Origin of the sequence: Chitinophaga skermanii (assembly GCF_003259335.1) — a bacterium.
Classification (GTDB): Bacteria; Bacteroidota; Bacteroidia; order Chitinophagales; family Chitinophagaceae; genus Chitinophaga; species Chitinophaga skermanii.
In genome coordinates, this window is record NZ_QLLL01000005.1 from 87,951 (window position 1) to 100,224 (window position 12,274).

11 protein-coding genes are annotated in these 12,274 nt (G+C 41.8%); 7 read left to right on the top strand and 4 right to left on the bottom strand.

Translation table 11 applies throughout. The features are described from left to right. Positions 1–83 precede the first annotated feature (83 nt). The 3 genes from porL to porN are packed head-to-tail and all read left to right on the top strand — an operon-like array spanning position 84 to position 3,455. Entirely contained in the window at positions 84–821 is a 738-nt protein-coding gene (gene porL / locus LX64_RS13625) for a type IX secretion system motor protein PorL/GldL (RefSeq protein ID WP_111598230.1), read from the top strand. Between the two features lie 60 nt (positions 822–881). Beyond that, positions 882–2,417: a type IX secretion system motor protein PorM/GldM gene (gene porM / locus LX64_RS13630; protein ID WP_111598231.1), complete on the top strand. Its 1,536-nt coding sequence runs from the start codon at positions 882–884 to the stop codon at positions 2,415–2,417. A 21-nt stretch (positions 2,418–2,438) separates the two neighbouring features. Next, complete coding sequence (gene porN, locus LX64_RS13635) at positions 2,439–3,455, top strand: type IX secretion system ring subunit PorN/GldN (RefSeq protein ID WP_111598232.1); 1,017 nt, start codon at positions 2,439–2,441, stop codon at positions 3,453–3,455. Between the two features lie 666 nt (positions 3,456–4,121). Here the strand turns inward: porN and uvrC are convergent. The 3 genes from uvrC to gpmI form a co-directional block, all read right to left on the bottom strand. Then, entirely contained in the window at positions 4,122–5,948 is a 1,827-nt protein-coding gene (gene uvrC, locus LX64_RS13640; protein WP_111598233.1) for an excinuclease ABC subunit UvrC, read from the bottom strand. After that, positions 5,948–6,526, bottom strand: a complete 579-nt coding sequence (locus LX64_RS13645) for a hypothetical protein (protein ID WP_111598234.1) — start codon at positions 6,524–6,526, stop codon at positions 5,948–5,950. Before LX64_RS13645 ends, uvrC begins: the two co-directional genes overlap by 1 nt. A gap of 328 nt (positions 6,527–6,854) precedes the next feature. Further along, the gene (gene gpmI, locus LX64_RS13650; RefSeq protein ID WP_111598235.1) at positions 6,855–8,378 is read right to left on the bottom strand and encodes a 2,3-bisphosphoglycerate-independent phosphoglycerate mutase; all 1,524 of its coding nucleotides are present in this window, start codon (positions 8,376–8,378) and stop codon (positions 6,855–6,857) included. Between the two features lie 291 nt (positions 8,379–8,669). Here gpmI and LX64_RS13655 point away from each other — a divergent pair, with 291 nt between their 5' ends. The 4 genes from LX64_RS13655 to LX64_RS13670 all read left to right on the top strand — a co-directional run bounded on the left by LX64_RS13655 (position 8,670) and on the right by LX64_RS13670 (position 11,310). Further along, positions 8,670–9,068, top strand: coding sequence for a DUF4783 domain-containing protein (locus LX64_RS13655; protein ID WP_111598236.1), 399 nt, complete (start codon positions 8,670–8,672; stop codon positions 9,066–9,068). Between the two features lie 136 nt (positions 9,069–9,204). Further along, positions 9,205–10,056 (top strand): carboxylating nicotinate-nucleotide diphosphorylase, encoded by an 852-nt coding sequence (nadC, locus tag LX64_RS13660; protein WP_111598237.1) that lies wholly within the window; start codon positions 9,205–9,207, stop codon positions 10,054–10,056. A 20-nt stretch (positions 10,057–10,076) separates the two neighbouring features. Then, the gene (locus LX64_RS13665) at positions 10,077–10,955 is read left to right on the top strand and encodes a diacylglycerol/lipid kinase family protein (protein ID WP_158538618.1); all 879 of its coding nucleotides are present in this window, start codon (positions 10,077–10,079) and stop codon (positions 10,953–10,955) included. Positions 10,956–10,974: 19 nt separating this feature from the next. Further along, positions 10,975–11,310 carry a translation initiation factor gene (locus tag LX64_RS13670; RefSeq protein WP_111598239.1) on the top strand — a complete coding sequence of 112 codons (336 nt, stop codon included), beginning with the start codon at positions 10,975–10,977 and terminating at the stop codon, positions 11,308–11,310. A gap of 42 nt (positions 11,311–11,352) precedes the next feature. Here LX64_RS13670 and LX64_RS13675 read toward each other — a convergent pair whose 3' ends face one another. Next, complete coding sequence (locus tag LX64_RS13675) at positions 11,353–12,207, bottom strand: DUF6624 domain-containing protein (protein ID WP_111598240.1); 855 nt, start codon at positions 12,205–12,207, stop codon at positions 11,353–11,355. Between the last annotated feature and the right edge of the window lie 67 nt (positions 12,208–12,274).

The following is a 12,274-nucleotide window of genomic DNA, read 5'->3' on the forward strand; positions in this document are numbered from 1 at the left end:
GCAAATAACGAAGCACCTATTTAAACTATACTCATAATTTTTAACCTTAAATTCACTAGTTTTTTAAACTAAAATTTTGACCTATGGCTATGAATCCTAAAACAGCGAAATGGCTTAATTTTTTTGTATGTATCGCTGCTTCAATCGTAATTGTTGGTGCATTATTTAAAATTTTGCACTGGAAAGGCGCCGATATCGCTTTGATGGTTGGTTTGTTAACAGAAGCTTTGATCTTCTTAGTGTACGCATTCGTACCAGATGATCACGCTCCTGCTGCTGCCACTGTAACTGTTGCTGCTAGCGGTAATGTTGCTGGCCTCGACAAAATGTTGGAAGAAGCTGATATCACTCCTACAAACTTGAAACGCTTGAGCGAAAACTTCTCGAAGTTGGGCAATACAGTCGACAAAATGAAAGACATCAGCGATGTGGTGGCTGTAACAGGCGATTACACAGCTAAAACCAAAGAAGCTGCAAACGCAATCGGTTCTTTAACTCAAACCTATGCGAATGCTGCTGCTGCTGTTTCAACATTTAACTCAGCTTCAGAATCTACGCGTAACTTCCACGAGCAAGTACAATCAATGACTAAAAACTTAGCTTCATTGAATGCTATTTACGAATTGGAATTACAAGATACTAACAACCACTTGAAAGCCATGAACGGTTTCTACAGCAACTTATTGAGCGCTTCACAAGCGATGTCAAGCAGTGCTGAAGATGCTAAGAAAACACAAGAGCAAATCTCTTTATTGGCTAAAAACCTCGGCAACTTGAATACCATTTATGGTAACATGTTGACAGCTATGCAAGGTAAATAGTCGCACATAGTTATTTTTTGAACGAACAACAAGACATTCATTTCAAATCATTAAAATACTATGGCACTACCTAAAGATCCCAGGCAGAAGATGATTAACTTCATGTACCTGGTTCTCACGGCGATGCTAGCATTAAACGTATCTGCCGAAATCTTGAACGCTTTCGATATTGTAAACAACTCTATCGTTACGTCAAACACAACATTAGAAACTAAAAACAGCAACTCTTACAAAGTTTTTGAAAAACAACTCGGTATCGATCCAGCTAAAGTGGGTCCTTTTAAAGAAAAAGCCGATAAAGTAAAAGCCGATGCAGCTGCAATGGTGAAATACTTAGAGTCGATCAAAACTGAAATTAAAGTGTTGGCTGATGGTTCAGATAAAGGTGAATTGGTAAACAAAGGCGAATTAAACGCTTCTTCTAATATCATGCAAAACCAAGGTCGTGGCGCAGAATTACAGAAGAAACTAGAAGGTTTAAGAGCTGCTCTTTTGGCCAATGTGAGCGATGGAAAGAAAGCTGAATTCACAACTTCTCTTCCGTTGAAACTTGATCTTCCTAAAGAAGCAACACAAGGCCCGGTAAAGAAAGATTGGACAGCTTACCACTTCGTAGATGTACCAGCTATCGCTGCCATCACTTTGTTATCTAAATTCCAAAACGATATCCGTAACTCGGAAGCAATTATCGTTGAAGACTTATTAAAACAAATTCACGAAAACGATATCACTTTCGATCAAATGCAAGCATTCGTTTCTTTGAACTCGAAAAACTTGATGGAAGGCCAAACTGTTGAAGCACAGATCATGATCGGTGCATACAGCAGCACAGCTACGCCAACGATCACTGTAGGTGGTACAACTATCCCAGTTACAAATGGTATCGGTAAATTCTCTGCAACAGCAGCCGGTATTGGTGAAAAATCAATCTCTGGTACTATCCAGTTGACTAAACCAAACGGTGAAGTAGTAACGCAAAACTTCAACGAAACTTATAACGTTGGTGCTTCTGCCACTTCTATTTCTGCTGATAAAATGAACTTGTTCTACGTTGGTTTACCAAACCCATTGTCGATCACTGCTGCTGGTTATCCTGCTGAAAGTGTAAATGCTACTATCTCAGGTGGTGGTTCAATCACTAAAAACAGCGCTGGTCACTACACTGTGAACGTAAACGGTTCTGCACCAAAAGTAACGATCAACGTTACAGCTAACCACCAAGGTAAAACTGTGAACGTAGGTCAGAAAGAATTCCGTGTAAAATACATCCCAGATCCTGTCATGAAAGTGGGCTTTAACAAAGGTCCAAACATGAAATCTGCTGAGTTTAAAGTACAACAAGGTTTAAGAGCCGATTTAGAAAACTTCGAATTCGAAGGTGTTCGTTACGAAGTAATCAGCTACTTGATGGGTATCGATGCAAAAGGTAGAGACTTCGCTGAAGAATCTGCTAACTCTGCTTTCTTCCCACCAAAATTAGCCGGTGCTATCAAAGCGCTTAAATCTGGTGACCTCGTTTACTTCGATAACATCCGCGTAAAAGGTCCGGATGGTAGAGTACGCGATATGCAGTCTATTACATTTAAGATCAATTAATAAAACTTTAATTACTGGGCTATGCGAGCAGTAATAACTAAAAAATTTGCTTTAATCACCTTAGGTATCGCCCTCATCGCGATAGCTGATGTGAATGCGCAGAGAAGAAGTAGGAACAATAGACCTACTTCAACAACTCAAAATCAAGGTGCTGGCGATGCTGGCGTAACAAACCCTGCCACAGGCAATGCTGTTACTGCCCCTCCTCCAACGCCTGCTGCGCCCGCTCCAGCAGCAATGGTGGCAGATACACCACGTGTGTCATTAAGAGTAAATGGTATTACTGCGAAAAATGCGAACAAAGAACGCGTGCCAATCCAATACGACCACATTCGTGAAGATGACGAATTCTGGGAAAAAGAAGTTTGGCAAATCATTGATATCCGTGAAAAAATGAACCTTCCATTCCAATACAACGTGGAAGATGAAAACGGTATCAACCAATTGTTCATCAACATCCTTTTAAGCGCCATTAAAAACAAAGAAGTAGAAGCCTTCAACCCAATCGACGATCGCTTCACTACTACTATGTCATATCAAGAGATTATGACTAAATTAACCGGCGAAGAAAAGACTGTTCGTAGCATCGACCCTGTAACAGGTGAAGAGAAAATGGTGACCACAAGGGATGAATTCAACCCTGAAACCATCAAACAATACAAAGTAAGAGAGATCTGGGTATTCGATAAAGAAGCCTCTGCTTTAAAAGTGCGTATCCTTGGTTTAGCGCCAATGGTAGCCCGCTTGAATGAAGATGGTAGCTTACGTGCATCAGTACCGTTATTCTGGGTATATTACCCCGATATGCGCCCCATCTTAGCTCGCTTCGATGTATATAACCAAAACAACGATGCCGCTACTATGAGCTGGGAAGATCTTTTCGAAATGCGTTTCTACACCAGTTATGTAATCAAAGAAAAGAACCCATACAACCGCGAGATCAAAGATTATATTAAAGATGGCGTAATGCGCCTGCTCGAAGGACAAGCCATTAAAGACAAAATCTTTAACAAAGAACAAGATCTCTGGCAATACTAGTAGGGATAAAATATTTACAAGAAGCACCACCGCAAGTGGTGCTTCTTGCTTTTATATACACGCCATGTTTGTCGTTTGTGCGTACTTGGTATTCCCAATACGACGAACAACGATCTCTCCCCGAAATTTTACTCTCTATATATTAAGCGTTGTTAAAGCCACATCAATTAGTATTCACATCCTGTTAGCATTCTTGGCATATTGCGTGTAATACAATCAGTCAAAATTTAATTGATATATCAATCATATTTGGGAAACTCCATATGGCCCTACCACCGCAGTCAAAACTCGTAACATCGTGTAAACGTAGATGAGGGATATTTAGATCGCTGCGATAGGTTAAATGCTTAAGAATTGAATTGCATGTCTTTATGAAATTCTTCATCTCAATAACATATGGTTAACATCCTCATTACAATCCCTGTGGTATTTTAGTAATGTCAAAGCGCACAAAGCATGTGTAGCGATGCTTGGAAAGTGAGGCGTGTGCAGCTTTTAAAATGTGTATAATCACCGGAAACGGTTAAAGAATATATCTGTGTCTTTTAATGGTTAACTTGGGGAAAGAGCCCGGTTTTTTACCCGGGCTCCTATTTTTTATCTTGTCTTTATTATTTTCTACCGTTAGCCTTTTCTTTCTTTTTCTCATATTCATTCGTCATCACGTTACGCATCTTTTGAAGCGTTGTTCGTTGGATGAAAATGTTCAAATACTAACTTCGCTTTTGCTGCACCCACTTCTGTAGTTAGCTCGTCGAGAGTAAGGGCTTTTACTTTTGCAACAGAACGGAAGGTTTTGAGTAATTGGGTTGCTGTAGATTCACCAATCCCTTTAATCGATTCTAATTCGTTTTTAAAAGTGCCTTTACTACGCTTTAAACGGTGGAAGGTAATACCAAACCGGTGTACCTCGTCACGAATACGACGAATTAATTTTAAACTCTCACTATCAAAAGGAAGTTTAATACTATCCTTATCTCCAGGGAAGAAGATTTCTTCTTCGTTCTTCGCTAAACCAATTACCGTCATACTGCCAATTAAACCCAGGTTGCGAATGCTTTCCATGGCGGCGCCGAGTTGACCTTTACCACCATCTATAATGACTAATTGAGGTAAGGGCTGTTGTTCGGCTAATAAACGGCTATAACGACGGTGTACTACTTCGGTCATAGAGGCAAAGTCGTTAATACCTTGCACGGTTTTAATATTAAAATGCCTGTAATCTTTCTTTGACGCCACCCCTTCTTTAAATACCACGCAAGCAGATACAGGGTATGCTCCTTGGAAGTTCGAGTTATCGAAACATTCGATGTGCGTAGGCAGTTCTACTAGTTCCAAGTCGGCTTGTAGTTGATAAAGTACTTTCTTACGTTCCATATCGCTTTTGCCTTCGAGGTGAAGGATTTTCTTGCGATGAAGTTCGTCTTTAAAGTAGTTCACGTTTTTGATCGACAAGTCGAGTAGTTTCTTTTTATCGCCGCCTTTTGGAATAGTAATCGTAACGTCCTCTTCCGGGAATTCGATAGGGAAGGGGAGTACAATTTCTTTACAGCGACTATTAAACACCTCGCGCAGATAAGCTACAGCATATGCCAGTACCTCTTCGTCAGATTCTTCGAGCTTTTTCTCGAGGGTAACTGTTTTGGTATCGGAAATAGTGCCGTGTAATACACGAAGGTAGTTCACATAGGCATGTTCGCCGTCGGTAAGAATGCTGAACACATCTACATGGCCGATACGGGTACTAACGATTGTAGAGCGTACTTGGTATTCTTGCAGGCTTTCTATTTTCTTGCGCATGATCTCAGCTTTTTCAAACTCGAGGTTCATGGAATGTTCCTGCATTTGGGTTTTGAATTGGTTCAGTACGGGCGATAAGTTGCCCCGTAAGATATCTTTGACTTGTTGTAGTTCTTCTCGGTAATCTTCGAGAGTTTGTAGTCCTTCGCAAGGACCTTTACAATTCCCTAAGTGGTATTCCAAGCAAACTTTGAACTTTCCTTTTTTGATGTTCTGCTCACTGAGGTTGAGGTTGCAAGTACGTAAAGGAATGTTATACTTGATGACTTCCAGCAGTTCGCGTACACGTTGCACGCTTGTAAATGGGCCTAGGTACTCCGAGCCATCCTTAATATACCGGCGTGTTAAGAACACCCGGGGAAACGGTTCGTGTTTAATTACGATAAAAGGATATGTTTTATCGTCCTTTAAATCAATGTTGTATTTCGGCCTGAATTGTTTAATAAGTGCATTTTCCAGCAGGAAGGCATCCTGTTCAGAATCCACGATTGTGAATTCGAAGTGGTGGATGGTGTCTACCAGTTTCCGGGTTTTGAAGTTATCGTGGTTTTTTACGAAGTAAGAGCTTACGCGCTTGCGTAGGTTCTTGGCTTTGCCCACGTACAACAACTCGCCATCTTCACCGTAGTATTTGTAAATACCGGCTTGCGTAGGCAACGTATGTGATAATGTTTGAAACTCAGCTGCCGTCATTATTTACCTCCTTCAAAGCGAACGGTTACTTGCATTTCGGTAGGCTTCAGCAACATCACTTTTTGAGTGGTGTAAATGCGGGCTACCTTTTGCTTGTCGTATTCTAAGTTCTGATTGTGTTCGTAGATAAGATTTTTGATCGTAGAAGAAATCCTAGCACTTACGAGTAGTCCAGATTTATCTACGTTGAGAATGATTTCTTTTGGGCGTGTTTGATTGCCTTTGGCGAGGTAGATAAACGTGGTATCGCCAGTGAATTCATTCGCGATGGTGTTAACGGAGTATTGACCTGCCAGTGAAGGCTTAGTAATATCTGCATCCATGAATGGCTTAAAAAGATATTGCAAAAGGGCTGTATCGCTCGAGCGACGGGCTTGCATATTGCCATCTTTCTGACCGTTTAATTCCGCTTCTTCCTTCAGTACGAGGTCGGCCTTTTGTAATGAGGCGATTTCGTGTTGGAAGATTTGTTTGAGCGATTTATATGGAGAGGCATTACCGGCGACTTGCGTTTGTTGTTGGCAGGAAGCCATCATGATAACCGAGCTAATGGAAACAAACCAAACGTATAATTTCATGTGGCAAAATTAAGCATTTTGGTGCTGGCGGTGTCAACCGTATGTAAATAATAATGCGCTGTAAAAACAGCGCATCTGATGCATGAGCAAATCTGTCGAGAGCACTAAAAAAAAGCTTGCACCTTTACAGGCAATTATGTTGAATGCAATTGTTCGTTAGGAATAGACATGCGCGGGTACATGGGCAGTGTTCGACTGCGAAGTATTTGCGCATGCTGTGGTGATCGTTAAACGGGGTGCTGCGGTGAAATGTTACAGTTGGGGAGAGAAAAGAAATAAAAAAGCCTTCCCGCTTAGCGAGAAGGCCCGTACAATTATGCGGTATGCTTTACACAAGCACGTTACCTGTCATTTCTTTCGGAATGGGTAGTCCCATAAAATGCAAGATAGTAGGCGCTACGTCACCCAATTTGCCATCTTTTACAGCGCCTTTATAGTCGTTACTGATCACGAAGAATGGCACTAAGTTCAGCGAGTGTGCTGTGTTAGGGCTACCATCTTCATTTAACATGAAATCAGCATTACCATGGTCTGCTGTTAAGAACACGCGGTAGTCGTTTGCCAAAGCAGCAGTTACTACGCGGCGTACGCAATCATCTACTGTTTCTACGGCTTTAATTACGGCCGGCCATACACCGGTATGCCCAACCATGTCGGCATTCGCGAAGTTCAATACGATGAAATCGGCTGTTTTAGCGTTCAATTCAGGTACTAACTCGTCGGCCAATTCATTGGCGCTCATTTCCGGCTGTAAGTCGTAGGTAGCTACTTTGGGAGATGCTACTAGCATTCTTTTCTCGCCGTTGAATTCTTTCTCGCGGCCACCGCTAAAGAAGAATGATACGTGCGGGTATTTTTCGGTTTCCGCCATACGGATCTGTGTTTTGCCGTTTTCTGCCAGCACTTCACCCATGGTTTTTTCCAGGTTGTCGTTTTCGAAGATCACCGATACGCCGTGGAACGATTTATCGTATTCGGTCATGGTGGTATAATGTAAGTTCAGCGGGTGCATTTCGAAATCTGGGAAGTCTTGTTGAGTTAATACCTCCGTGATTTCGCGGCAGCGGTCTGTTCTAAAGTTGAAGCATAATACAGCATCGCCATTTTGGATAGTGGCGATTGGCTGGTTGTTTTCGTTTACAGTGATAATAGGTTTGATGAATTCATCTGTAACACCCTCTGCATAAGATGCTTTTACGGCAACGAGTGGCTGTTGTGTAGGCGTACCAACGCCGCGAACGAGTGCATCGTAAGCGAGTTTTACCCTTTCCCAACGTTTATCGCGGTCCATTGCATAGTAGCGACCTGTAATGCTAGCAATTCGACCGGTGCTTTGCGCGAGGTGTTGTTGTAAATCTTCCAAGTAGCCTAAACCACTTTTCGGATCGGTATCTCTACCATCGGTGAAAGCGTGGATGAAAACATTAGAAAGACCTTGTTGCTGTGCAATTGTGGTAAGGGCTTTCAGATGATTTATATGCGAGTGAACGCCGCCATCGCTCACAAGACCGATGAGGTGTAAAGCTTTATTATTTTCTTTCGCGTATTGTAGCGTATTTAAGAGAACTGGGTTTTGAGCCAATTCACCTGTTCTGATGGCAACGTTAATGCGTTGTAATTCTTGGTACACGATACGGCCTGCTCCTAAGTTAAGGTGCCCAACTTCGGAGTTACCCATTTGACCGTCTGGCAAGCCCACGGCTTCACCGCAGGTGACAAGCGTGCTATGAGGATATTGATGATATAATGCGCTAACGAAAGGTGTTTTAGCATGTGCAATAGCATCCGCGGTAGGAACTTTCCCTAGTCCCCAACCATCCATGATAATTAATATAGCTCTTTTCTGTTCCATACAATACCCGTGTTTTTACGGTAAATCAATTAATTGAGGTTGTGAAAATAAATAATTATCCCCAGTGAGTTAAACGTTCTTCCAAAATTTATATGAATGTTTAAAAAACGTCTAATGCCTATCCTATCTTGCATGCCTTGAGATTATTTCATATATTTTAAATGTTTTATAATTTGCGGCTTGAATTACATAGCACGATTGTGGGATTTCCTTGGCTGCCATGTGTTTGGCATAGTTTTCGCGCGATTTCAAGTTGGTAAAAAGTATATTCTTTATAAACAAACAAAGGACATGAAAAAGTTAATGTTTGTGCTGAGCACGTTCGTGCTGGGTGCTGTTTTGATGGCTTTTACGTTAGGAGCGGGTCCGTTCGAAGACGTAGTGGGTGCGTTGAAACAGGGCGACACAAATGGATTGTCCCGTTACCTCGATAATAACGTTGAGATCAACATGATGGGCAAATCGAACTCGTACAGCAAGGCGCAAGCTGAAATCATTCTCAAAGATTTTTTCAGCAAAAACCAAGTAAAATCTTTCGAATTGATTCACCAAGGTGAAGCTACCGGCGGTGGATCTCGATTTGGGATTGGTAATATGACAACCTCCGGGGGTAATTACCGCACATCTTTCTTCTTACAAAAGAAAGGGAATAATACCGTGCTTGATAAACTCAGGTTCGAAACAAAATAACAATAGGCAAAGCAATATTATAAGTGCCTCGCAACATGCGGGGCATTTTTATTTTTTGGCAATACTCACGGATAAGCCGAATTTTACACATCGAACCTAATTTTACAACGCAAGGAATTTTAATATAGATAACACCATGTTACCAGCAGCAGCATTAGAAGCCTTCATTACCGCAGCATTAGCAGAAGATATCGGCAACGGCGACCATAGTACTTTGGCTAGCATCCCAGTTGATGCACAAGGTACAGCCGTACTAAAAATCAAAGAAGCTGGCATCCTCGCCGGTATGGAAGTAGCCAAAGCAATTTTCCTTCACCTTGATCCACATACCGTTTTCACCCCTTATAAAAAGGATGGCGATGCCATGCAAGTAGGTGACCTTGCCTTTGAAGTAAAAGCAAGCGTACATGCCTTACTCATGGGAGAACGACTCGTATTGAACTGTATGCAAAGAATGAGTGGTATTGCTACGCTGGCAAAAACATATACCGATAAATTACAAGGCTACCATGCACGTCTACTCGATACAAGAAAAACAACTCCCAACTTCCGGATGCTCGAAAAAGAAGCCGTAAGAATTGGTGGTGCTGTTAATCACCGCATGGGATTATACGATATGGTGATGTTAAAAGATAACCATATCGATTTTTGTGGCGGGATTACGGCAGCTGTTAATAAAACAGTAGCATACCTGCAAGAGAAGCACCTAAATTTGAAAATTGAAGTAGAAACCCGTAACCTTCAAGATGTACAAGAGGTTATGGCGGTGGGCAAAGTACACCGTATTATGCTCGACAACTTCACCCCCGATCAAATCAAAGAAGCCCTACAAGTTATTAACGGGAAATATGAAACAGAAGCAAGTGGTGGTATAACTATAGATAATATTGTATCTTATGCCGCAACCGGCGTGGATTACATTTCCGTTGGCGCAATTATTCACCACGCTGTTAGCTTAGATTTAAGCCTGAAAGCGGTGATTCACTAAGTTCGAAAATGCGAATGCTCTTGAGAAAGATTCTAGTTATTATTAATAAAAAAGCCGGTACCGACCGCGAGAAAAGTATCCAAGGGGTAATAGAAAAACATTTACCCAAGGACCGGTTTTCTGTGGAGATAACCTATTTACAATACTTAGGGCATGGTGCCGACCTGGCCCGCGATGCTGTGAAAGCGAATGTAGACACAGTGGTAGCGGTGGGTGGCGATGGTTCTATTAACGAAATAGCGCAAGGTTTAGTAGGAAGCAATACTGCTTTAGCCATTATCCCGTTAGGCAGTGGTAACGGCCTGGCACGCGCACTCAAAATTCCTTTAAACACAGCGGCAGCCTTCCAAATTATCGTTGATAACAAACGCCAGCGAATGGACGTGGGTTATGCGAATGAGCATTTGTTTTTAAGTAATGCAGGCGTGGGTTTTGATGCGGTAATTGCCGATAAATTCCAACACTCTAAAAAGCGTGGCTTAATCAATTATGCCCGCCTTGTTATTAGTAGCTTCAAAAACTACGTAGCCGATCAGTATAATATCACTTCCGATAAGCAACAATCCAAACGTGAAGCATTTTTGCTAACCGTTGCCAATGGCAACCAGTTTGGGTACGAATTCAAACTGGCTCCAGATGCTAGTGTGTTCGATGGTAAATTGGATGTTTGTGTAGTGCCGCCTATTAACTTCTGGGGATTATTACCTTTAAGTATTCATTCGTTGCGCGGTACCATCAATAAAAGTAAATACATGCAACACTTCACCGGCGAACAAATTCACGTGAAAGGGCAACAACTCAATTGTCTACAGGTGGATGGCGATGCGGCCGTTCTTAGCACCCCGGGCGAAGTAGCATTCAAAATAGTGCCGGCGGCTATCGACGTAATTATTCCTTAGCACCTCAAAACCTACTATTATGAGCAAGAAGAAAAACAACAACAATGGTATCGTATTTTCAACCGATCCGAACTTTAAGCCGTATGACGACGAACAAGACGAGGTCGTAGAAACCCTAGCACCGAACCAACAACAACTACGTGTGAAGCTCGATACAAAGCAAAGAGCGGGTAAAGTAGTAACGTTGGTAGATGGTTTTGTGGGTAAAGATGAAGACTTGGAGAAATTGGGTAAAGAATTGAAAACGAAATGTGGTACGGGCGGTAGTGTGAAAGATGGTTTTATTATCATCCAAGGAGATTATAAAGATAAAGTACTGAAGTGGCTCCAGGATTGGGGTTACAAAGCAAAATAAAAGTAAAAAGGTCTCTACATCATAGAGACCTTTTTTTATGCGTTATGGTTTAAATACACCCCAATATTCAAAGAAATCCTTCTCACCTTTTAATACAAAATTTTGCGACTTCGCACCACGCTGAATTGTTAACGTTACCTCTTCGTTATAGGGTCGTTCGAGTGCGATATACACAAACCCTTTTGCATTCGTTTTCCCGATAACTGTACCATTCAACAGTATTTCCACATTTTCTGCTGGTTCTTTAAAATTGCTATCGTTCGATACGTGGCCGATAAACACATTTGGATGCGTTAATTGCTCAACACCAGGAGCCATTACAATGCTACCGGCAGTAACATCATCTTCCACTTTCCCGAAGCCTAATGAAGCACGTTGTTTATTCACTTCTTCGATATTTTTCATGGGGTAGCAGTATACATTGCCGAGTGGGTCCGACGCTTGTTGAAGGCCATAGCGCTGGAATTTGCCTTGGCGGAATAGGAGACGATCTACAAAACGAGCATAATCTAAGTGACTAATTTCTTTGGCCTTGTAGGCTTCATCCATGTAGCGAGCATACTTGATTTGCGCGGGTAGTTCGGCATGTTGAATAACGTAATAAAAAGCAGCACTGGCGTTCTTAGACGTAACGTTGCTTTTTAGCCAATTATATTGTTCCAAGATGGGAAATACAATGGCTTGGTTAGTGGAATCGATGTACCTCAATGAATCGCGCACAATTTTATATTCGGGCGTATTCATTGGTGTTTTAGCAAAACGCTCGCGGATAGATTGATCGCGTTCGTAAGCTTGTTCTAAAGTAGTGGTAATTTGTTTGAAGTTAGGTTGTTGTTGTGCTTGGGAAGGATTGCTAAAGTGCAATACCAGCAGGGCGATTAAGATAGTTTGTTTCATGTGGTTGATCGTTAGGGAATGAATGACGGGGCATAAAAAATGCCGTTCCATAAAGAACGGCATTCAT

What these genes read in the sequence shown, in the direction of transcription:
- porL (WP_111598230.1), top strand. Translation starts at nt 84, where the DNA reads ATGGCTATGAATCCTAAAACAGCGAAATGGCTTAATTTTTTTGTATGT.
- porM (WP_111598231.1), top strand. Translation starts at nt 882, where the DNA reads ATGGCACTACCTAAAGATCCCAGGCAGAAGATGATTAACTTCATGTAC.
- porN (WP_111598232.1), top strand. Translation starts at nt 2,439, where the DNA reads ATGCGAGCAGTAATAACTAAAAAATTTGCTTTAATCACCTTAGGTATC.
- uvrC (WP_111598233.1), bottom strand. Translation starts at nt 5,948, where the DNA reads ATGACGGCAGCTGAGTTTCAAACATTATCACATACGTTGCCTACGCAA.
- LX64_RS13645 (WP_111598234.1), bottom strand. Translation starts at nt 6,526, where the DNA reads ATGAAATTATACGTTTGGTTTGTTTCCATTAGCTCGGTTATCATGATG.
- gpmI (WP_111598235.1), bottom strand. Translation starts at nt 8,378, where the DNA reads ATGGAACAGAAAAGAGCTATATTAATTATCATGGATGGTTGGGGACTA.
- LX64_RS13655 (WP_111598236.1), top strand. Translation starts at nt 8,670, where the DNA reads ATGAAAAAGTTAATGTTTGTGCTGAGCACGTTCGTGCTGGGTGCTGTT.
- nadC (WP_111598237.1), top strand. Translation starts at nt 9,205, where the DNA reads ATGTTACCAGCAGCAGCATTAGAAGCCTTCATTACCGCAGCATTAGCA.
- LX64_RS13670 (WP_111598239.1), top strand. Translation starts at nt 10,975, where the DNA reads ATGAGCAAGAAGAAAAACAACAACAATGGTATCGTATTTTCAACCGAT.
- LX64_RS13675 (WP_111598240.1), bottom strand. Translation starts at nt 12,207, where the DNA reads ATGAAACAAACTATCTTAATCGCCCTGCTGGTATTGCACTTTAGCAAT.